This window comes from Micromonospora coxensis (assembly GCF_900090295.1).
GTDB classification, from domain to species: domain Bacteria; phylum Actinomycetota; class Actinomycetes; order Mycobacteriales; family Micromonosporaceae; genus Micromonospora; species Micromonospora coxensis.
In genome coordinates, this window is the sequence record NZ_LT607753.1 from 509859 (window position 1) to 530996 (window position 21138).

Sequence of the window (21138 nt, forward strand, 5' to 3'; positions counted from 1 at the left end):
TGCTCGTCGGTTAGCCTCCCGGAGCCGGATGGAGGTGGCTGCGCAGGAAGGCGACTATCTCGCGGCGCGCTGGCCGGGCGGCCGGTACCAGGCCTGGAGTGCTCAGGAATGTGTGGGTGGCCCTCGGGTAGCAAGTCAGGCGGGCGGCGGTGCCGTCCTCGCGAAGTCGATCGGCGTAGTGGCGTCCCTGGTCGGCCAGCGGATCCAGCGCGGCTGTGATGACCAGTGTCGGTGGTAGTCCGGCGAGGCTCTCGAACTTGACGGGTGACACACTGCGGGGGTCGAGGGTGGGTGGCACGCTCAACTTGCGGGCTGCACGTAGCCGGGAGACCGACAGGGTGGGGTTGTCGGCGTTCTCCGTGATGGAGGAGTACTGGGTCATGCTCTCGGTCCAGTCCGTGCCCGGGTAGATCAGCGCCTGTGCGCGCAGCGGCGGGCCGTCCTGACGGGCACGCAAGGCGACAAGTGCGGCGATCGTGCCACCGGCGCTCTCGCCCATGACGGCGACGGCTGCGGGATCGATGCCCCAATGGGCAGCGTCGTCGACGAGCCGGACGACGGTGTCGTAGCCGTCGTTGATCGGCTCGGGCAGCTGGTGCTCCGGGGCGAGGCGATACTCCACCGAGACGACCACCGCCGGGCACCGGGCCGCGAGGTGGCTGTTGAGCCAGTCGTTCTGCGCGGCGGTGCCCGCGAAGAAGCCACCGCCGTGGAACGAGACGACCAGCGGCAGGCTCCGGCCCGTGTCCTTCGGACGGTGTACCCGCAGCATCAGGCAGCGACCTGGAAGATCGACCGATGTTTCCTCGATTCGCGCGCGGCGATCCGGCAGCCCGGTGATGATCCGTGCGGCACGAGACGATGCCGCGCGGTTGGCCTTCGTTCGCGCGGCGATCACCTGATCGTCGGTCATAACCTCCCAGTCCTGGGTGTCCCTTAGGATCCGGGTGCCCAGTGGAGCCTTGCCTCTCATGGTGTCCTCCGGGATGCAGACGCTATGAGCTCACTGTCACAGGCGGTGCTTGCCGGTGGATTGGACGAATGTCAGGCACAGACTTCAACGGACTGGCGTCAGGGCCGGGCAGGCCAAGCGACATCGTCAACGGCGAGGAACGGCGCGTTTGCCACGGTCGCGGGCGTCGCCCCGGTGAAGGTCATGACGTCGCGATGCAGGTGGGACTGGTCGGCGTAGCCGCTGTCCGCCGCCACCTCTGCCGCACTGTGGCCCGCGGCGAGGCGATGAGCCGCATGATCGAACCGGATGAGTCGGGCGGCGCGCTTGGGAGTGAGACCGATCTGGGACCGGAACCGGGACCACAGCCGCTTACGGCTCCATCCGACCTCGGCCGCCAGCCGCTCGACCCGCACCTGCCCACGGCCGGCCACCATCCGCCTCCAGCAAAAGGCGACTTCCGCATCGACCGCACGGCCCGCGTCATGACGTCGGGCCAGCGCTACCTCGGCAATCGCGAACCGATCGTCCCAGGATCGGGCGGCGCGCAGCCGCTCCTGGATCCGTGCGGCCTCGCTCCCCCAGAGGTCGTCGAGGGCTGTCACGGCCCCGCTCAGCTCCGACGCCGCGCCCAGGACCGCGTGCGCAATCACAGGCGACAACCGCACCTGAAGGCACGCGAAGCTTCCGGCCTGGCCCCGTCCCCGAGCACCATGGGCAGGCGCGAGTCCGGCGGTGACGCAACCTCGCTGTTGCCGGCCCCTGCCGTCGTCGACGACAAGCGGCTGGTCACCGAGGTCGAAGATCACCATGAGCGCGGGGTGCGGCACAACTTCAACCTCGACCAGAGTGTCCGCCCGATCGCTGAACCCCGCCATAGTGGCCCCTGCCAGCCGGCCCGGTCGTGAGGGGACCGCGATATCCCAAGCAGGCAAACCGACACAGGCCGGCTCGACAGATCGCACACCACGATGGTATGTGACACCTCAAAAGGCTCCGGACCACAACGTCCGCTCATCGGCTAGAAGCGGATGCCGGCTCATCGGGATCGGAACGTCCAGGTTGATGGGCCGTTCCTGTGAATCTCGCTAAGTCCGTCGTCCGGCTCACGGCGATCCAGGGCGCGCAGGTGCCTGCACTCATCCCGTCGAGCATTGGCACGACGCGGTGCACGACCGGCTGTGCCTGACTCGGGACGCTCCCCCTGCACCAACGCACCGGCCCAGTCGAGAGCCAAAATCGTCCCTTCTTTTGTTTGCGCCTCGTCGCGCTGGCGCTGATGTTGCCGATTCTCGGAGGCCAGGCTGTGAAGTTGGGGTGTCATTGCGCAGGTTGATGGCGCGGATGTCCGCTGGTCCGGCGTGTTGTGGTTCGTGGCGGCCAGTGGCGGCGCACGGTTCGTTCGGACTTGCCGATCCGCGCCGCGACCTCCGCCGGGTGTAGGGCGGGGTCACGCTGTCGCCAGTAGGCCACCGCCGCGGCGGTCGTGGTCGGCACGTTCTGCGCCTGCGTGTCGTCCTGTCGGCCGGCCTGCTCATCTGAGTCGGTGTCCGCTGGTGGAGGGCCAAGATTCTGTGCCTTCGGCGTCATCCCCGCACCGCTGCCTGTGCCCTTCCCGCTGGTGAGGGTTGAAGGCTTGGCGCGTATGGCAGACGGGCTAGAGGAGCTGACCGCTAATCCGGTCCGGCGTGAGTTCGGATCGCTACGAGGGCGGAACGCCGCCCCCCTGGGAGAGCGCCGAGGTGACAAGCCTGCGCGACCTGATCCGGCGGTACCGCAAGGCCCTCGGCCAGACCCTGCAGGATCTGCGCAGTTCGGGCCCGCACGTCATGCCCGACCTGCCCGAGCGGGGCGGCGGCCGCGCGGCCACGCAGCAGTACATCAACGCCTACCGGCACTCGATCAGGCAGTACTTCGAGCGGCAGTGGTCCGTCCTGTTCGACGAGCCACCACCCGGCCGCTGACCGGGCCGGTCGGCCGGGAACGTGAGCGGCCGGGGCGAGCGCTGCGGCGCCCGCACTGAGGCATCAGCGTGTTCCGGACGGGCCGGGCCGCAGCAGCGCCGGGATCAGGGGCAGCGTACGCAGCACGAGCGCCCGCCGGATCGTCGGCCGTAGGCGTCGGCCAAGGCCGCCGGCGGGCGGGTGTTCACCTCGTGGAACAGGATCACCGAGAGCATGGCGGTGCCGATCGCGGCCAACATCTGCTGGATGATGCTCAGGCTGATCGACGCGTGGGCGGGCCGGTTGTTACCGCGCTGGTGGTCTTTCGTCCTGTGTCTGCTGAAGAGCGATTGCGCGGAAGCGTCACTCGGTAATCCGAGGCAAGAACGTCGTTTCGTTCGCCGATTCGTGTCTCAGCCTGGGGGCATGCGTATCGATCGCGGATGACGTCGCGAATCGCGGACTTCAACTCAGGATCAAGACCGGACTCTTTATCGATGTCGAGCTCTCCGTCGACATTCAGATGATCGGCCGTCGGCGTGCGGTAGTCCCTGCGGAAGTCGGTCTTCCACTGAGAGTTGTGCCCCCATCCGAGCGAAGCGTCATACGTATCGCGATACCGCCGGAGAAATACGTCGTCGAGGGGGGCACGGTCGGCGATTCCGGCGACGACATGCTGCGCGCCGCCGCGCACCCGTACACCGGACCGCGAGAACAGCAACTCGCCGTGCATGACCGCCGGCCACAAGCTTTCGACGATCTCGACTGGGTGACCGGGATCGTCGGCCGGCTCGACCGCGACGATCTCGTGCAGGAACGGATCGAAGTCCGGCTCGTCAACGAGGGTCATCGCAAGATCGGTGAAGAAGGATCGGTATTCGCCGAGCGTCACTGTGGGCCACTGAATACCCATGTGCAGGTCGTGGGCCCATGGCAGCTCTGCGCCTACTGGCAGTGCCGGCTGGAAACCCAGCAGCAGCACATCGTTGACCCGACTCAGGGCGTATGCCTGCTCCAGTGGGTCGGCCCAGCGGTATTCCTCGCGTCGCCAGTCGCCGTACCGAGCCAGCGGCGCCAGCAGTTCGACGATCATCTGTCCGCGCTTCTCGGTCCACGGCACCAGCACGTCGCGGAAGGCGGCGCTGCCGGAGTACTGGCGCAGCTCGTCAAAGAGCTCACGAGCCACGTGGAAGACGCCCGGGTGGTAGTGGCGGATCACATCGCGAAGCCTAGGGCTTCCGGCGACTTCCCGAGGACTCGCTGAACAAGCCGCCGCCGCAGGTCTGTCGGCCCCGCTTTCCGGCTGCTGTGGGTGCCCACCATCCGATGCAGCCTCGAAGGAGGCCTCTCCGGCTGGACCCGACCTCGCCCAGCCCGTCGGTACTGCCGCGTCGGGACCACATCGCCGGATCGCCGAGAGGCTGACGGACCATGATGACAGCCGTGGACCGAGACAGCACCCACGACGGCCGGTAGTGCGCGACCAGGGGCAGATGCGGATGTTCGAAATCGCTACCGTTCGCGCGGCGGTGCGCACGCATTCCGGCAGTGCCACGATGCTCGACGTGGACGCAGATGACCTAGAGCAGGCCGTACAGGTGATGATCGAGACTCTTGGGCCGCTGGTGGCCCTCGATTGGTCCGTCCTCGCCGGTAACCTTGACTGGACTTGCCGGGAGACGCTGGCCCACATTGGTCATGACCTGCTCGCCTACGCGGCTCAGCTGGCAGGCCGGGCACAGGATGCTTACTTGCCGCTGGATTTGGTGATCCGCGATGACGCCATGCCGTCGGAGGTACTCGCGGCCGTTGACGCCTGCGGCGGGCTGCTTGCTGCGGCACTACGGGCCACCGGGCCGGACACGCGGGCCTGGCACTTCGGCCCGTGCGACGCCAGCGGATTCGCAGCACTTGGAGTCGCCGAGATCCTCATCCACACCTACGACATCACCCAGGGTCTGCGAGTGAAGTGGCGGCCGCCCGCGGACCTGAGTGCGGCAGTCCTGGCAAGACTGGTCCCGGACGCGCCGACGGGGCGACATCCCACGGGCGTTCTGCTGCGGCACACCGGACGGTTCGGCGATGTGGGCACGTGGCGCTGGACTATCACGCCACGGCAGCCGTGACCCGCCCGAGGTTAGTCGATCCGTCGACACTGCGGCCGCAACCGGCTCGCGGCACTTCATCGGTAGTACCGGCAGCCTCAGGCACGGAGCTATCCGTCACGCTGCGCAACGCGGGCAGCGGCAGGAGCGGACGCTTGTCAATCCCGACGGCCTTCGGTCAGGTGGATGTGACGCAACCCCGGACCAAAGGCGGCGACGTGGTCGGCGGTGCCGTGGTGCGCTCTCGATGGCGTGAAGCGGCCCTCGCTGACCGCGACGTCGTAGGCGCCCCCGTGGGCGTACTCGGCCAGGATTCCGGTCACCTGGTGCTCGGCCGCCCAGACGAGGCCGGCGTCCAAGGTGTCGAACAGGCCGGAGGCGTATCGGGCGCGGTCACCGTGGAAGATCCAGGCGGTCGACCTGAGCGGGCTCCGCTGGTCACCATTGGGCCTGCGGTGCAAGCCCTCGGGCGTGAACGAGAACGAGTCGGGAAAGGTGCCTGGTCGATGACGCACGCCGAGAACCACGGGTTCGGGGTGCACGCCGCGTAGCTCCGTCTCGGTTGCGGTGTCCGAGAAGGTATTCCACAGGTGGAAGCAGATCAGGTTGTGGTCGGGATCGGCCGCGGTGTAGGCAAGCGTCTTGGGGTAGAAGGGGTTAGTTCCGCCGATCCACAGCGACGGGGGCCCGAACGTCTCGACGACCTCGGACAGCGTCCGGTCCTGCCTCACCCACCCGCCGACGCCGGTGCTCAATTGGTGAGACTCCGCCTCCGACAACGCCCGATCCAGCTCAAGCCAGCGGAGGCGATGGGCGATCTCGGCGTAGACGGAGGCCGTGGCATCACGCAGGGCATCAGCCGGCAGGATGTTGCTGTAGGCACCCATGACACCCGTCGCGGCGAACGCCTCGCGTTCGCGTAGTCCCTCGCACTCCGCCCACCAGCGATCCAGGCTTCCATCCACGGCAGCCATTGCCTCCAGCAGAAGCCGTTCGGCCATCTCGTCCCTGCCGTACATGCCGGGGCGACGGAGCACACCGTTCACTTGCGCCAGATGATGTCGACGTGCCTCACTGAGAACAAACTTGGAATCGTCATCGCTGCTCATCGCCGCCGATCATGGCACTCCAACGGCCGATTCTCGGAGGCCAGGCTGTGAAGTCGGGGTGTCATTGCGCAGGTTGATGGCGCGGATGTCCGCTGGTCCGGCGTGTTGTGGTTCGTGGCGGCCAGTGGCGGCGCACGGTTCGTTCGGACTTGCCGATCCGCGCCGCGACCTCCGCCGGGTGTAGGGCGGGGTCACGCTGTCGCCAGTAGGCCACCGCCGCGGCGGTCGTGGTCGGCACGTTCTGCGCCTGCGTGTCGTCCTGTCGGCCGGCCTGCTCATCTGAGTCGGTGTCCGCTGGTGGAGGGCCAAGATTCTGTGCCTTCGGCGTCATCCCCGCACCGCTGCCTGTGCCCTTCCCGCTGGTGAGGGCTGAGTGCTTGCCACGTACGGCAGACGGGCCTGGAACGGGCACGGCGGCGGAGGGCCGTCGGCGTGCAGGCGACGCGGCGGTTGGTCGGAATGCGGCAGGGGCGGTGGGCGCCACGCTGGTGGTTGGGGCGGCGCGGATGCGGGCGGTGATTTCGACGAGGCTGACGCTGGCGACGATGACGAGTCCGTCGACGGAGATGGGTAGCAGGTATGCGGCGCCGTTGTCATTCTCGCCGTAGCGGGAGGCGACGCCGACCAGATGCCAGTACGACACCCAGGCGGCGATGATGGCGATGGTGGCGGCTGCGGTGATACGGATGGCGCCGAGGAGCCGCCGGTGGTGGGGGACGCGGGAGATCAGCTCGACGGTGAGCATCAGCGCCAGGGGCGGCCATGCGGCGATGATTTGGCTGATCGGGTTGGGGTGGGCGTGGAGGACGTTCGCGGCGACCGATGCGGCCACGCCGAGGGCCAGGGTGGCGCGAACTGCCCACCGCAGGCGCCGCAGATGCTTGCCCTGGGCGGCGATGTCGCCAACAGCGGTGGGGCTCGGGTCGGGGGTGTTCGCTGCGGGTTTCATGCCGGCGCCTCGCTGTTGGAGGACTGCGGGGTTCGCCGGGGTTGGCGGATGTCGGCGATGAGTTGGTCGGCGAGGGTGAGGGTGTCGTCGGTGGGTTCGGTGTCGATCTCGGCGAGGCGTCGGGTCAGGGTGCGGCGGAGCGCGCGGATGGTGTCGGGGTGGCCGAGGCGAGCGTGGGCGCGCATCGCGTGTTGGTAGAGCGCTTCGGTGTAGGGGTGGTGCGGTAGGGCGGTGTCGCAGACGGTGGCCTGTTGGTCGGGGTGCTCAGTGAGTTCTTCGAGTAGTGCGGCGACGGCGTCGAGGGCTTCGCGTTGCACTGTGTGGCGATACGGTTCGAGCCATTCGTAGTCGCAGCCGTCGGCGAGAGGTTGGTAGGTCTCGACGGCGCGGCGTAGGGCTTTGACGCGTTCGTGGTGTGTGCCGGCGGTGTCGGCGGTGCGGATCGCTGCGCGCATGCGCCACAGGTCGATGTCGAGGCGGTCGGGGTGGAGTTGGTAGCGGTGCTGGTTTCGGGTGAGGTAGGTGCCGGGGCCGGCGTGGTGGCGTAGCGCGGCGCGGAGGTCGGAGATGTAGGTGTGCAGGCGGTGCAGGGCTTTGCTGGCGGGGGCGTCGGGCAGCAGGTCGTCGAGGATCGCTTCGGTGGAGGCGTTGCCGTCGCGTACGGCCAGATAGACCAGTAGTTCCATGGATTTGGCGCGGAGGTGGCGCTGGGGGTCGGCATCGATGATGGCGGGCTTGCCGAGCACTGTCACCGTCACTCGGTCGGCACGGCGCTCGGGTTCGGTGCTGCCGGTGGTGGGCTCGTCCGGCTCAGGCGTGGTGACTGGCAGGAGAGGGCTGTTGTCGTCGAGGCCGACGCCGTGTGGGGTGCTGGTCGCTGCGTGTGCGGTGCTGCTGGCATCCGGTTGGGGTGCAGCGTCGGTGGGAGCGGGCGCCTGTGGTGCGCTGGCGTGGGTTTCGGTCAGGGTTGTGAGGAGCGCGACGGTCTCGGCGGGGTTGAGTACGGCGAAGCGGCCGATGTCGGCGGGGTGAGGGCCGTGCCGGGTGGGGTTGTCGGCGGGGGTGGTGGTGCCGTCGGTGGCGACGGTGACGGTGTCGCCGGTGGGCCAGGTGCCGAGCAGTAGGCCGTGGATGTCGAGGTGGTGGCCTTGGCTGAGCAGGGCGGCGGTGCGGGCGGTATCTCTGCTGGTGGGGTTGGCGATTAGCAGCACGGGTGGGAGGGGCTCGTCGTGTGCGTCGGTGGCGCGTAGTTGGGTGATGGTGTCGATGTCGTGGTGCTGCAGGAGTCGGGTGCGGTGCAGCGCCTGGGCTTCGAGGATTGTCAGGGCGTCGTCGAGGGTGGCGGTGATGGTCAGCCGTGGTGTGCGGGGCAGGTCTGTGGGGTCGGTGTCGAGCAGGGACGCTGCGGTGGCCGCCGGGATGATCACGTGGGTTGGTGCGTCCGGGTGATCGGTGTTGGCAGTGGCGAAGGCTGCGGTGAGGAACCCGCGGCCGGCGGGTGCGGCGCCGGGGCCGGTCAGTCCGAGTCCTGCCGTCGGCCATGGCGGTGACTGCGGGTCGTCGCGGGTGAAAGCCGTCGACGTGGTGACGCTGTCGGGGTGGTCGAGGTCGTTGTCGCGATGCTCCGGTTGGTGATCGTGCGGGGCGTCGGCGGCGTGGGGCGGACGCTGGTTGGTGTCCGGGTCGGCAGACTGACCTTCGCCAATGTGGGGTGTATCGGTCTGGGCGGTGACGTGGTGGAGGCCGCGGCGGATGTGGTCGACCACTCGGGGCATCGGTGCCGGATCGGCGTCCGTGGGGTGTGCTCGGGTGGAGGGCGTGCGGGGGACGTAGCGGTGTTGGCGGTGGGCCCAGAGCAGCGCTACGGCGGCGGTGATGGCGAGGGCCAGGCCGAGGTTGACCCAGCTGCCGCTGGGCAGTGACACACCGCGGGCGGGCCGCTGAGTTCTGCCGTCGGAGTCGCCTGTCTCGGGTTGGGTCGTGGGTTGTGCCGTGTCAGACGGTGCGCTGGTGTGGGAGGACGGGCTGACGCTAGGCGCCGGGGTGTGCGTCGGCGCGGCGGAGGAGGGTGTCGCGTCGGGGATGGCCGGTGCGGGTGGCTCGTCAGGATCCGGGTGCTGCGGTGGCGTGGTGTCGGTGGAGCGCTCGGGCGCAGGCGTTGGGGTGGTGTTGGTGGGCAGGGTGAGGGTCCAGCCCGGGTAGATGAGGTTGGGGTCGCGCAGGGTGCCGCCGACATGCGGGAAGTGCGTGCCGCGGTTGAGGGCGAAGATTTCCGGCCACCGGCCGGCGTCGCCGAGGGTGCGTGCGGCGATGCGGGCGAGGCTGTCGCCGCGCTGCACCCTGTAGGTGGCGGGGGTTGCTTCCTTGGAAGGGGCGGGGCCTCGGTCCTGTGCGGCGGGTGCGGCGGTGTTCGGCGCGGCGGAGGGCAGGTCGGGGGTGCTGGAGGTGGTAGCCGCATCGGCGTGGGCGGTGCCCGTCGTGGCGGTGGTGACGGCTGTGGCGCCGAGCACGGCTGCGGTGATGCCTTGCAGCGGACCGGGAGCGCGGATGTGGCCGGCCCAGTGCAGCCGGCGGCCGAGAGTGGTGTAGGCGTGGGTGAGCACGACGGTGATCAGCAGCAACGACAACGTCGCGGCTGCGGTTGCCGTGAGGGCGACGACGAAACGGGCGTCGAGTGGTCGGGCGATCCACTGCCGCACGGCGTGAGGTGAGGGCACCTGCGGGGCCCAGGTGTCGGTGGCAGCGAGCAGTACCGGCACCGCTGTGGTGAGCAGGAGGGTGGTGGTGATCGCGGCGGTGCGTGCTGTTCGGGGTGTCACCTGGCCTCCGATCTCGCGATGCCCGACCGCAGCGACGGGGCTGCCATCGGGGTGATGAGGATGCCGTGACGCTATGGCCGGCGCGGCAGCGCGAGTCCGGGATGGCGGCTGACAGGGGCTCACACGGCCTTACCCGACCTCACACCGGCAGGTCAGCGCTACGCCTGGGCTTGCAGGCGGCGGGCAGGGTCGGGAGGCAGCGTCGGTGGCGTGCGCGGGGCCGGTCAGCGTGGGGTGGGTGCCGGTTGTCCGTCGGCGATACCGGCGGCGTGCAGCCGCTGCTGCAGGCTGTGCAGCAGTCGGGTAGCGGCGTCGGGTTCGCCCTGTGCGCGTAGGTGCTCGGCGGCGAGGCGGTGCATGGGCTCGTTGTAGGGGTCGACGCGGATCGCGTCTTGCAGGAGCCGCAGTCGGTGCTCGGGGTCGGATTGCGTGGAGGCGAGGTGGGTGTAGGCGTCGAGGACGAGGCGGCGGGTGGCTTCGCGGGGCGGGTCGATCCACGTCCAGCTGTGGCCGGCGGCGAGGTCACCGGTGTAGGTGTCGATGACTGTCTGCCAGGCGGGTGTCGGGTCGGTGAGGGTGGTGGCGGCGTGGTGGACGGCGGTGTGCAGTCGCCACAGGTCGACGTCCACGGCGTGGGGGTTCAGGTGGTAGCGGTCGTCGGTGTGATCGACGAGCGCGGTGGGGGTCGCGGCGCGGATGGCGGTGCGGAGGTCGCTGAGGGTGGTGTAGAGGCGGCCGGTGACGGTGTGGGCGGGCAGGCCGGGCCAGATGGCGTGGACCAGGTGCGTGGTGGTGGCGCCTTCGGGGTGCACCGCGAGCAGAACCAGTACCTGGAGGGCGGCGCTGCGGCGGATCGTGACGGGTTGCCCGTCGATGATCAGGGCGGGGCGGCCGAGGACCTGGAGCCGGGCGACGGGTGGTGCGGGCGCCGGCGGTGCCGGTGGGCGTGAAGCGCTCCTGGCGGGTTGGCGGGGAATGCGCAGGCTGTTGGCGGTGCGTGGCAGGGACAGCTCAGGGTCAGAGCTGTCGTGCGGTGTCTCGGTGGTGGGGCGGGTGAGGACGGTGAGCAGGTCCGTGGCGGCGGTGCGGTCGAGGACGCACAGACGAGGCCCGGGCTGGCCGGCTTGCTGGTCGCGGGTGTGACCGTGCCGGTCGACGTGCCAGGTGTGACCGAACTCGGTAGCCGCGAAGGTGACGACGCGGGCCTGGCTCACGGTCGAGGCGATCAGCCGGCCTGCCGTCGCGGCGGTTGCCGGGTCGATGAGCAGCACGAGCTCCGGCGGCTCGGCGTCGCCGTCGGGTGCGGCTGGCAGGTGTGCGTGAGAGGAGAGCAGCGTGGTGGCCTGCTCGACGGTGTCGACGACGCGCAGCCCTGGAATGTTGTCCGCCTCGATGGCGCCGACGAGGGTGGTGAGGGCGGCGCGGGTGATGAGCATGCTGGTGGTGTCGGGTGGGTGGTGCAGCGCGGCGAGGAGTCGGGTGATGAGGACACCGCGGGCGGCGTCGGTGGCGCCGTCGCCGGTAAGGGCCACCCCTGCGGCTGGTAGGTGCGGCACGGCCGTGCCGGTGGGGGTGGATTCCGGAGGGTGGGCGGTGGCGGCTTGCACGGCGGTGACCGTGGCGGGCAGCGGTGTCGGTGGTGACGAATCAGCGGGGTGGCCTGGTTGGTAGGTGCGGCGGCGGCGTAGCCACAGCAGCGCCGCTGCGGCGGTGATCTGCTGGGCGGTCTCGTCGGGTAGCCAGCCGCCTTCGACGGTGACGCCCTCACCGGAGTGGGTCCGTGTCGTGTCGGGGATGTGCCGGTGCTGGTCGCCGGTGGAGACGGGGGTGGCAGGGGCGGGAGGCTCTGCGGTGGGAGTGTGGGCGGCGGTGAGGGCGGCGGCGCCGGCCATACCGGTGGCGGCGGCCTGCCATGGCGTCGGCAGCGGCACGCGGCTCAGCCAGCGGGCACCGGCTTGCAGTTTGCGGGCGGTGGACACCGCGACGGTGTAGGCCAGAGTGAACCAGAGGATCCAGGCTGCGGTGGTCAGTCCTGCCGTGAGGGTGCGGCGGGTCAGCGGGTCGGCGATCCAGTCGCGCAGCTGTGCGCTGCTCGGCCACCCGGGTAGCGGGGGTCCGGCGAGGGTGGCCAGCAGCCACGGCGGTACCGTCAGCACCGCCAGCACGATGACGGCGCTCATCACCCGGCGCGGCCAGTTCACCGCCACCCCTCCCCCACCGTGGCCTGCGTGCAAGAAGCGGCCGGGCTGTTCATCGGAGCGGGCGTGCGGGGATGTCGGGGCGCAGGAGCTCAGACCACAGTTGGCGCAGCCACCACACGGCGACGGCGATCGCGTAGATCACTCCGAGGATGCCGGTGGCCTGCCAGCTGACCAGGGCGGCGGTGATGACCGTCAGTGGCGCGCCGAGGATCAGCCGCAGGATCGGCTGGCGCACCACGGCCAGTACTGTGCCGACGCCGAGGAGCAGCCCGCCGACGCGTCCGGCGAGGTCGATCCACAGCACCAGGTGCGGCCACCGGTCGGCAACCAGCGAGTACTGGATCAGCGCCATGCCGGCGCCGGCGGTGATCACCGTTCCGGTCGGGAAGGCGAGCAGCTGCGACCAGCCGCCGACAGGGACACGCCACTGCCGGACAGCGATCAGGGCCATGACGGCGGCGACGGCCACGGTCGGCGCGATCGGCAGCAGCGCCCACCGAAGGAAACCGTTGGCGGGGTAGCCGATGTAGAGGCTGCCGACCACGGCGTACATGCCGGCAACGGCCACGCCCAAGGATGCGGACGCCAGGATGCCGGTGCCCGTCTGCGAGCCCGCACTGCCCATAGGTGCGTTGCCGGGGGTGTTGCGGGCGGCGAGGGTGGAGGCGAGAACGGTGCCGGCGCCGAGGGCGGCGATCAACGCGAACACCGCGGCCATGGCCAGCTCCCCCCAGTTGAGCAGCGCCTCCTGGTACATCAGGCTGCCGTGCCACTCCGGGGTAAGCAGGAACTGGGAGATCAGGCCCAGGGACACGAACCCGGGTACCGCGATGGCCGCTGCCCGCCGCACCGGCGGCACCGGCACCTCGGGCGGCGCCGCCACAGGCCCCGGCCCGGCGGCACCCGCGTCGGCGGCGCCTCGCACCGCCGCCATAGCCGGATCTGCGACCACGATCGGGGTGACTCCGAGGGCCTCTGTGAGGACCTCGGTCAGCAGCGGTAGCCGAGCGACGCCGCCGACGCAGTACACGCCGGCAAGGTCGTGCACGCTGATCTCCGCCGCCGCGATCGTCTCCTTCACCAGGTGGGCGACGCGGTCAAGGACAGGACGGGCGACCTCGTGCAGCACCGCCGTGGTGAGCACGACAGCCGACGTGTCCGGCAGCGGCACCGTGACGGCGGCGCGGTCGGCCAGGGCGTGCTTCGCGGCCCGGACGCTGGCCAGCAACCCCCATCGGGCCCCGTCTCCGCTGCTTGCGCTTCCGGGGGTGGCGAGAGCGGCGGTGAGCGCGTCGTCGATCGTCGTGCCGCCGGCTGCCGGGTCGGCCAAGGTGGCGAGGACTTCGAACCCGGCAGATCCACGGCGCAGCACGCTGACCTCGGCGCCGGCACCGACATCGCAGACGGCGATGAACGATCCGACGGGAAGCTGCGCCCCGGTCGCCAACAGGTGTCCAGCGACCGCGATCGGGGCTTCGATCAGCCGTGGCTGAGCAAGACCCGCGCGGTGCGCGGCGTGTCGCAGCCGGGTACGACGTCGCGGTCCCCACCCGGCGGGCACCACCAGCCGCACATCCTCCACCGGGAGTCCGCCTGTGATCTGCGCCTGCTCGGCGACCCGGCGCAGCGTCGCCGCGATCAGATCGAGGACGTCTACCTCGGTGTCCGCGATGCTCAGGCGCTGCTGTTCGGGCGAGTGCCGCGGGGCCGGAACGAACCGGTCCGGGGTGCTGGTAGCCGCCTGCCATGCCCGGTGGCCGGTCAGCGTGTCCCCCGCAGGCGTGAGTAGCACCGCGCTGGGAAGCTCCGGTTCGCCGTCGAACAGCAACGGCCTCCAGGTGCCGTCCGGCCACGCCAGGACTGCGGTCGTAGTGGCGCCACCGCAGTCAATCGCCAGTCGCGCCTGCTCCGCCTGCATAGATCTCAGTCAAACATGAGGCTCACATTCACGTCATCCGTGAATGCTGTACTGCTGGTGAGATCGGCGTCGGAGGCTGTCCTGTCCTGTGGTCCTCGGGCCGCTGGACTGGCGTGAATTGCACGGCCGTTAACGGGAATGTCTGGCTGGCGCGGCATCGGTCGATCCGTGCGGCGGCGAGGAGCGGATGGCACCGACAACTCGCTTTGCACGTGGTATCGGGAGCTGGCAACGGCGCGCCGGTGCGGTGGGATGTGAGGGCGCGGGCCGGGGTTAGGGGCCGTACCGCCACTCGGCCTCCTCGAGGAAGTCCGCGTGCTGGGCGGCCTCCCACTCGCTCATGCTCAGATACCGGTCACCGCAGTATCGCTGCCGCAGGTGATCAGCGAACTGTGTTCGTTCGGCATCCGTGGCCAACCGCAGTCCACGATCGAGGGAGCCGGCCCGTAGCACGACGCTGCCGTCGGGCTCGACCGTCATGATGATCTCGCCGTGGCGGGGCTCACCCGCGCGGACGGCGAGGTAGGCAAAGTAGACGTACCGATAGCCGAACTCGTCGTGGTGGTCGTGCACCCAGTCAAGCCACTGGTCAGCTTGCTGAAGGGTCCATTGGTCCATGCGCTCCTCCCTCGGGCTTCATCTTGGGATCAATGGTCGCTTCCCCATGCCACCGCCGAGTGTGCGACCAGCGGTCGTCCATCGGTCAGCTGAGGCTCACGGTCTTGCTGCCGGGATGATCGCCGCTCATGCCGCTGGATAGTCAGCCCACGCGGCGCCGGTACTCCCCTACAGACGCAGAGGAAATCTCTCCCGGCAGCCGGCGACCCGGCGGCGTCGCGAGTCGGGTGTCCACTTCAAGCTTTCCTACCTGACCCGCTGCAGGCAGCGCAGACGCGTCGGACCACTGCGATACGGCAAGTCGCTGGAGTCACTCGGGAGGTGAAGGAAAGCCGGTCGTCACAGCGACGGAGCGGATTGTGGCAAGTCGGCGTCCAGACGATAATTTACTTTGCCTTCGAATTCCTCGAAGCCCAGCTGCCGGTAGAAGGCTCGGGCACCGTCGTTGCTTCGGTCGGTCATCCACTCCAGGCGGCTGCAGCCTAGGCTTCGGGCGGCGATGGCCTTCATCTCCTCCATGAGGCGGGCGCCCACGCCTTGCCGCCGTCCATCCGGGCGAACGTACAGCTCCTTGAGGAAGAGGGAGTGTGTGGAACCCGCAGCGGGCCACAGGTAGGAGTAGGCCGCCAGCCCTACGACCTCATCGTTGCTTATGGCGAGCACGAGGAAGGCCAGCGGTGGCGTGGCGAACAGCGCTGTTCGGATCTGAGACAGGCGTTCCTCGAAGGGCTGGATGTGAGTGGCGCCGTAGTAGCGTTCGATCTCTTCGATAAGGCTGGCGACGGTCTCGGCATCACCCGGTGCCGCGTGGCGGACGATGATCTGCTGCATGGATGTCACCTTCCGTCCGTCGGGAGCGTGGCGCTTACATGCTTGGTGAGATGAGCGAGATCGTCGCAGTGCCTATCAGTCCCGGTAGACACCCCTCAACATGATGGCGTGTCCGGCTCGGTGATTGTTGGTCCGGTGGCGTCCGGGCTCACATCGGGCTCACGTGAGCCGGCCAACCGGGTGCCTGTGCTACTCCTCGGTCAGGCCGATGGTGTACGCGTGAACGAAGAAGCTTTCCACGCGTGCCCAGTGCAGGTGACCGGCGAGTGCCACGTCACCCTCCCTGCCGAGAACCACATGCACGTGAACCTTGCCGTCTCGGATCTCTCCTGTGCCGCTCAGCTCGAACGGTTGCCAGTACTCGCTGATAACGTCCGTGCTCGCATCACCGGCAGGCATGTTGCTAATCGCGCAACTATCGACAGCACCAATGAGGGATACGATCGCGCCGTTGACTATTCCCTCCTCTGCGGCCCGCCGGGTAAGCGTCTCAATCAGCTCTTCGCCGGTCTTAACACTGAACAACTTCATTCGACTATCCGATCACTAGGGGGTAATACCAGCCAGCACCGCCGCGTAAGCCCGCAGGTTCTCGCGGCACGTTTCTTGTTGCACGGCGGACATGAGAGCGGCGCGAGCGCCTGAGGCTTCGGCCTCACCGCAGTTTGCGAGTAGCACAGCGCTACACCAGCGGGCAGCGGCATCGCGGCCGTTTGCAAGCTCACTCGCCAGACGGGTGCATATCGACTCGGTTGCCCCGCCATCTGCCACGTGCACCCCCCTTCCTGCATGTGCCACGGCTTCACTGGCCACTTGGGCCGCATGCGCCCATGGAATGCCGAGAACGCGACTGGCGACAGCGGTGAGGTACAGATGGCGGGCGTCTTGGTCGGCGCGGATGGCGCATATAGCTGCGTCGCCGAGTTCGGGGACTCCGACCTTGGCGAGTATTCCGGCAGAGTTGACCCTGAGGACTGCTGTTGCGCCTGTGCGCATCCATGCGGTCAATCCTCGTCGTGCTCCTTCGTCGTCGGCCGCCAGGGCGCTGATGGTCAAATCCGTCGCGTGACTTGTTTGGGCGGTGGCGAGAAGGTGCCCGCTGCCTTGAGCGATGTCCCCAAAGACACGGTGGGCGACTAGGACGTCCGTCAGCGCAGGATCGGTAAATCGGTACGACCCCTCGACCGTCCGCAAGACATGCGGATGACTATTCAGACGGGAGGCTATCGAGCCCGGGATCTGGGACGGTTCTAGCTCATCCTTTCGATGCTGCCACAGATGCCATGCGAACCACTCAACCGCTTCGCGGTCTGCTACTAACAGTTCGGGTGCGGGTCGCCCGCCTATGACACTGGATGTAGCAGCGGTAACGGCGGTTGCAAAAAGTTGACGCCGGTTCACCTCATTCTCATTTCCGTTCAGCTCCCCGGCGGTTGCAGGCATGGCGAACCACAGTCGATCCGCCGGTATTCGGAGCACGGTCGCCCACTGCACCAAACGATCGAGGTGAGCTATGGGCGGGCCGGTTTCTACTCGGCTGAGCTGCGCCTGACTCATCCCGACCCACGAGGCGGCCCTACCTTGCGATATGGGATGCTGTCCGTGATGCGGGTGTGTTCGCCAGGCCCGAATCACCCGTCCCATGTGGCGGCTCTGTAGTGCTTTCTTGAGAACGACCTCATCCCAGAAGTCCGCTGGCACGTCTGGGGCGACATGAGGTTGTTGCCGGCTGTAGGAAGCGCAGGGCGAGCAGCGTCCAGTGATGTTGTCGCGCGCAAGCCGGGTGCCGCAGCGGCAGTACCGCGCCTCGTGGGTCACTGTCATCGGGCCGTCCTTGTATGGCAGCCGGGGCTAGATGGTAGGCAGTACCGTTCCAAGATCCCATCCGAGCGCCGGTTGTGTTCATGCATGGGACGCATATCGACATTCGTCCTTCGTCATGTCCCCAATGGCTGGGGCTCCGGCATCGTGTCGCTAACGATAAGCGATCGTCCAGTTACAACGCTCTAGCGCCCCGTTGGTACGTGACTGCTGACTCCGTGCTGACGGGTGACGGTCGGCACGCCGCGTGCCGCGGGACTCACGTCCGACCCGCTTCGCGCGGCGCGCCCGGCCCTGGCATGGAAGGCGGCAAGAAGGTGATGCCTCCGTGGAAGTGGCTTCGGCGCAAGCAGAAGCTCGTAGACGTGGTGGAGTGCTCGACGCGCGCGCACCGTGGTGGTGCCTACGTCGGTAAAGTCCACTCAGCGCCTTCCTGGAACGGTCCCACGCTGCTGCTGGAAATCCGCCCCTTGTTGACGCGGGGTGGCATGTGGCGCGCTGATCAGGCGGGCCGAAGATCAGGTGGAGATCGGCGGTGAACGCGGGAACGCCGCTGCCTGAGCCCCCGTTTGCCGTGATGATGGCTGGCTTCGTCGTTGACATCCATCACCAGAACGCGTGCTCTCGGTGCCAGCAGGACGGCAGTTGTGCTCGGCTCAGTCGCGCTGGCGAGACGCTGCGGGCATGGAGAGCCAGGAGGCGGCAGACGCCCGGTTCGGTGCCGGCGCGTACCGCTGCGGGGTACGCGTCCGCACGGCCGCTGGGCGGTCTGTCTTATGAGGGCGTGGGCGGCGGTGACCCTTTCGGTGGGGCCGCGCTCGCCGCTCCTCAGCGCCTGGAGGTGGTTACGCCGGAGGTGGTGGCGGACTCGCGCCCGGTGTTGGGGCGCGCTCTCGCGGAGTCGCGGCGGTCGGCGCGGGTGACACAGGACCGGCTGGCGCTCCTGGTGCGGCGGTCACGGAGCAGCATCACCAATGTCGAGGTAGGGCGCCAGGTCGCGCCACGTGAGTTCTGGATGGCCTGCGACGTGGCGTTGGGGCGCGAGGGTGCGTTGCTGGCCGCGTGGGGCCACACGGACGCTCGGGCGCGTCGGCTGAGGGAGCAGGAAAAGGAGGCGCAGATTCGGCGGCTCCTTGCCCAGCCGTCTCTTGGGTGCGTCTGTCGGGAGTTGCATCAGCTGTTGGCGGCGGCGGGGTGGCGTCGTGACGCGCCGGCCACACATGCCGATTCGGCCGATCTGGCTGTGTCGTGGCTGCGGCCATCCGTGGCCGTGTGGGGACGCGAGCTTGCGCTCTTCAGTGAGTACGAGCGGAACAGGGTGAGTCTGTTCGTGTACCTGGCCGGGGCGCTGGGTGATGCGGCGGATGACCTCGCCAAACTGCGCGCCGACGTGCCGAGCGCCGACGAATTATTTGTCCCTTCTTGGGGTGGCCGAAGTTGCGGCGGGGAGAGAGGGGTTAGACCGAGCTAACCAGCCTGAATGTGATTTCGCCGCCGAGGTTCGATTTCGCTCGTGCGGCAGTTTCACCATGCATATTGATGCGTATCGATGAATGTCGGTGTGGCGACAAAACGTTGATTGACCGCTCTGCATGTCGCAATGATTCTCGCAGCCGCATTTGACCGGCAGTTGTGTGAGAGGAGCAAGTATGAACATCCGTAGTCTCAGAAGGAGCGGCGCAATCGTCGCGGGCCTTCTCGTCGTCGTGCTCGGCATGACGGCGATGGAAGGTCAGGCGGCGGCGAGCCCAAGCGGTAAGAGCACCTACGACGGCGCTCAGAAGGTGCTCGCACCGTGCATCGCGCTGGCCATGCAGCAGAAGGCATCCGAGTGGAGCTGCACGAGCGCCGGCCTGGCCAGCACTCGCCTCGACGCCCACGGCACTCCCACCACCACCTTTACGCCCGTCGCCGCCACCACCGCGCTGGCACCCGCCCCGGTGTCGGTTCTCGCGGACGACTACGACACTTGGTGCGAGAGCAGCGGCACCTGTCACCGCGTCATCGACGCCTCGCGCTACATCGGTGAGACGAAGGGCAACGCCGTCTACGGGAACAGCAGCGGCGTCATCGGCAGCTTCGACGTGATCATTCGCAACAGTCTCCAGGGTCGACGCGGCCGGTGGACCGTCTCGCTGATCTGGGACCTCGGCCCGTCGCTGACCTTCAGCGACTCCTGGATCAACTGCTACGAAGTCATCGACCTGTGGCCGGACGCCGACTGCGGCGACCACGCCCTCTACCCGGGCCGCATCAGCAGCGGCTCGTGGCGCTGGAACAGCCCCACCATTTACGGCAACAACCTGGTCAACTCCGCCGCGTACTACGCGGCTTTCAACACCGACTTCACCCCCGCCGGCTACTCCGCCCGCACTGCGCCCGCGTTGGAGACGGCGCGCTTCAAGTGCTACGGGTCCGACCCCTGCAAGTTCTGATCCGGTTTCGGTCTGAAGTCGTACTACCATCACAGGTGAATACGGATATGTGACCATGGTCCCGGCCTCTCTTTCGGTGAGGTCGGGACCGTGCCGTAGCTACGTCCCCGGAGGAGCAGCATGGGCGACAGCAGCACCGTACCGAACGCTTGGGAAACGGCTCGGCCATTTCCCGGTTCACCGCCGGACTCCTTCGACCGCCGCAGCGTCATCGACACGCCGCATGGGCGGTATTGGGAACTGAGTGAGTCAGGCTGGGATGCCATGCTGGGCTACCTCGCCGACCCCGCCACCTTGGCTCGGTATGCGGAGAGGCGAGAACACCAGGTCGAGGTGACCGTCAGCGACAGCACCGGAGAGCACACGTTTCGCACTCCGCGCACCTCGGAGGATCAAGCAATCATTGACGAGGCTGCGAACTCGTATCTGCGCGATGTGGGATTGCCAGAGCGGCCGACCGGCTACCGCTGGTTCCAACGTCTACCTGACGATCTAGACGTGAAAGACATCGATGAGGCGGTCTACGCGGCGATCAAGGACCTGTCTCGCGACCATCACCCGGCCGAAGCCGTTCCGGCCATCCGCGCGGCTCTCGCGGAACTGTACCGGGAGCGGTGAGTTGGTGACGGCCGACGGCTGATTCCTGGCAGGCATCGCGGTACCCAGCCACGACACTCGGCGGGGCAAGCCGGCTTGCCGGCGCGGCAGCACCTCAGAGTGTTGTGATACCTGGACGTGATCTTCGCTGAGTCAGCGAAGATCACGTCTGTGTCGTTGTGTCTGTAAACCGGCGTACAAGTCGTCGCTGACGGATGGGCAGTGGGCGGTGATCGAGCCGTTGCTCCCGCAGCGGGATCCGCGGCGTGGTGGTCGGCCGTTGCGGTATCCCCGCCGGCTGGTCATTGACACGATCCTGTACATGCTGCGTACCGGTGCCGCGTGGCGGCACGTGCCCCATGATCTGGCGCCGTGGGACGTGGCGTTTCGGTGGTTTCGCTGCTGGAGCGCCGATGGAACGTGGGATCGGGTGCATGACCGGCTGCGCGACGCGGTGCGTGTGGCCGAGGGCCGTGATCCGCAGCCGTCGGCGGCGGTGCTGGACTCGCAGACCGCGCACAGTCATCAGGGCGGGGAGGCGATCGGGTACGACGCTAGAGCGACAGCTACGGCGGCGAACAGACCGAGGGATTGCCACGGGTACCGCTGCATCAGCGCCAGCCAGCCGGGCCACTGCTGCTGCTCCGAGGCGACGTTGGTTATCAGACCGACCATCAAAGTCACGATGACCATACCCGAAGTGACGAGTGTCGCTACGGTCGCTCGGCGTAGTGTCACGGTCAGTACCGTAGAGCACATCGACCATCGGCACTCCCCTGCTCCCTCCGACGCAAGCGCCGGCAGCGCTGCTTGCCCAACTCGCGGCACCCCTGCTGATCG

At 68.2% G+C, this 21138-nt stretch carries 18 protein-coding genes and 1 pseudogene; 6 read left to right on the top strand and 13 right to left on the bottom strand.

Annotated elements, in window-relative coordinates:
• Window positions 1-10 precede the first annotated feature (10 nt).
• Together GA0070614_RS02380 and GA0070614_RS02385 are read right to left on the bottom strand one after the other, a co-directional pair.
• Window positions 11-913 carry an alpha/beta hydrolase gene (locus tag GA0070614_RS02380; protein ID WP_088979152.1) on the bottom strand — a complete coding sequence of 301 codons (903 nt, stop codon included), beginning with the start codon at window positions 911-913 and terminating at the stop codon, window positions 11-13.
• Window positions 914-1071: 158 nt separating this feature from the next.
• Window positions 1072-1830: an AraC family transcriptional regulator gene (locus GA0070614_RS02385; RefSeq protein ID WP_197701400.1), complete on the bottom strand. Its 759-nt coding sequence runs from the start codon at window positions 1828-1830 to the stop codon at window positions 1072-1074.
• An 810-nt stretch (window positions 1831-2640) separates the two neighbouring features.
• Here GA0070614_RS02385 and GA0070614_RS02390 point away from each other — a divergent pair.
• On the top strand, window positions 2641-2916 hold the full coding sequence (locus GA0070614_RS02390; protein WP_157744890.1) for a hypothetical protein: 276 nt from the start codon (window positions 2641-2643) through the stop codon (window positions 2914-2916).
• Between the two features lie 104 nt (window positions 2917-3020).
• Here the strand turns inward: GA0070614_RS02390 and GA0070614_RS31370 are convergent, their stop codons facing one another.
• A complete protein-coding gene (locus tag GA0070614_RS31370) occupies window positions 3021-3155 on the bottom strand; it encodes a hypothetical protein (protein WP_269459468.1) in 135 nt (44 codons plus the stop codon).
• Between the two features lie 14 nt (window positions 3156-3169).
• Window positions 3170-4114 (bottom strand): hypothetical protein, encoded by a 945-nt coding sequence (locus GA0070614_RS02395; protein WP_197701401.1) that lies wholly within the window; start codon window positions 4112-4114, stop codon window positions 3170-3172.
• A gap of 274 nt (window positions 4115-4388) precedes the next feature.
• Between GA0070614_RS02395 and GA0070614_RS02400 the strand changes: the two genes are divergently transcribed.
• Window positions 4389-5021 carry a maleylpyruvate isomerase N-terminal domain-containing protein gene (locus tag GA0070614_RS02400; RefSeq protein ID WP_231933483.1) on the top strand — a complete coding sequence of 211 codons (633 nt, stop codon included), beginning with the start codon at window positions 4389-4391 and terminating at the stop codon, window positions 5019-5021.
• 137 nt (window positions 5022-5158) lie between these two features.
• On the opposite strand, the gene GA0070614_RS02405 is transcribed toward GA0070614_RS02400, so the two are convergent.
• The 8 genes from GA0070614_RS02405 to GA0070614_RS02440 all read right to left on the bottom strand — a co-directional run bounded on the left by GA0070614_RS02405 (window position 5159) and on the right by GA0070614_RS02440 (window position 15976).
• A complete protein-coding gene (locus GA0070614_RS02405; protein ID WP_157744891.1) occupies window positions 5159-6109 on the bottom strand; it encodes a DUF7710 domain-containing protein in 951 nt (316 codons plus the stop codon).
• A gap of 61 nt (window positions 6110-6170) precedes the next feature.
• A complete protein-coding gene (locus GA0070614_RS02410; RefSeq protein WP_088974448.1) occupies window positions 6171-7058 on the bottom strand; it encodes a DUF2637 domain-containing protein in 888 nt (295 codons plus the stop codon).
• Window positions 7055-9877 (bottom strand): BTAD domain-containing putative transcriptional regulator, encoded by a 2823-nt coding sequence (locus GA0070614_RS31375; protein ID WP_157744892.1) that lies wholly within the window; start codon window positions 9875-9877, stop codon window positions 7055-7057. The genes GA0070614_RS02410 and GA0070614_RS31375 overlap by 4 nt, the downstream gene beginning before the upstream one ends.
• A gap of 224 nt (window positions 9878-10101) precedes the next feature.
• On the bottom strand, window positions 10102-12078 hold the full coding sequence (locus GA0070614_RS31380; RefSeq protein ID WP_157744893.1) for an AfsR/SARP family transcriptional regulator: 1977 nt from the start codon (window positions 12076-12078) through the stop codon (window positions 10102-10104).
• Window positions 12079-12127: 49 nt separating this feature from the next.
• Entirely contained in the window at window positions 12128-13996 is a 1869-nt protein-coding gene (locus GA0070614_RS02425; RefSeq protein ID WP_088974451.1) for an Hsp70 family protein, read from the bottom strand.
• Between the two features lie 273 nt (window positions 13997-14269).
• Window positions 14270-14614, bottom strand: coding sequence for a hypothetical protein (locus tag GA0070614_RS02430; protein WP_088974452.1), 345 nt, complete (start codon window positions 14612-14614; stop codon window positions 14270-14272).
• Window positions 14615-14953: 339 nt separating this feature from the next.
• The gene (locus GA0070614_RS02435) at window positions 14954-15445 is read right to left on the bottom strand and encodes a GNAT family N-acetyltransferase (protein WP_088974453.1); all 492 of its coding nucleotides are present in this window, start codon (window positions 15443-15445) and stop codon (window positions 14954-14956) included.
• Between the two features lie 189 nt (window positions 15446-15634).
• Window positions 15635-15976, bottom strand: a complete 342-nt coding sequence (locus GA0070614_RS02440) for a PPC domain-containing DNA-binding protein (protein ID WP_088974454.1) — start codon at window positions 15974-15976, stop codon at window positions 15635-15637.
• A 1870-nt stretch (window positions 15977-17846) separates the two neighbouring features.
• On the opposite strand from GA0070614_RS02440, the gene GA0070614_RS31595 reads away from it, so the two are divergent.
• From GA0070614_RS31595 to GA0070614_RS31600, 4 genes and pseudogenes are all read left to right on the top strand, one after another.
• Window positions 17847-18737, top strand: coding sequence for a helix-turn-helix domain-containing protein (locus tag GA0070614_RS31595; protein WP_408630754.1), 891 nt, complete (start codon window positions 17847-17849; stop codon window positions 18735-18737).
• A 178-nt stretch (window positions 18738-18915) separates the two neighbouring features.
• Window positions 18916-19701 (top strand): hypothetical protein, encoded by a 786-nt coding sequence (locus tag GA0070614_RS02455; RefSeq protein ID WP_088974455.1) that lies wholly within the window; start codon window positions 18916-18918, stop codon window positions 19699-19701.
• A 120-nt stretch (window positions 19702-19821) separates the two neighbouring features.
• Window positions 19822-20319 (top strand): DUF5956 family protein, encoded by a 498-nt coding sequence (locus tag GA0070614_RS02460; protein ID WP_157744894.1) that lies wholly within the window; start codon window positions 19822-19824, stop codon window positions 20317-20319.
• A 187-nt stretch (window positions 20320-20506) separates the two neighbouring features.
• Window positions 20507-20722, top strand: a pseudogene (locus tag GA0070614_RS31600) (transposase); the annotation flags it as partial.
• Window positions 20723-20823: 101 nt separating this feature from the next.
• On the opposite strand, the gene GA0070614_RS30895 reads toward GA0070614_RS31600, so the two are convergent.
• Complete coding sequence (locus GA0070614_RS30895) at window positions 20824-20973, bottom strand: hypothetical protein (protein ID WP_157744895.1); 150 nt, start codon at window positions 20971-20973, stop codon at window positions 20824-20826.
• Window positions 20974-21138 lie beyond the last annotated feature (165 nt).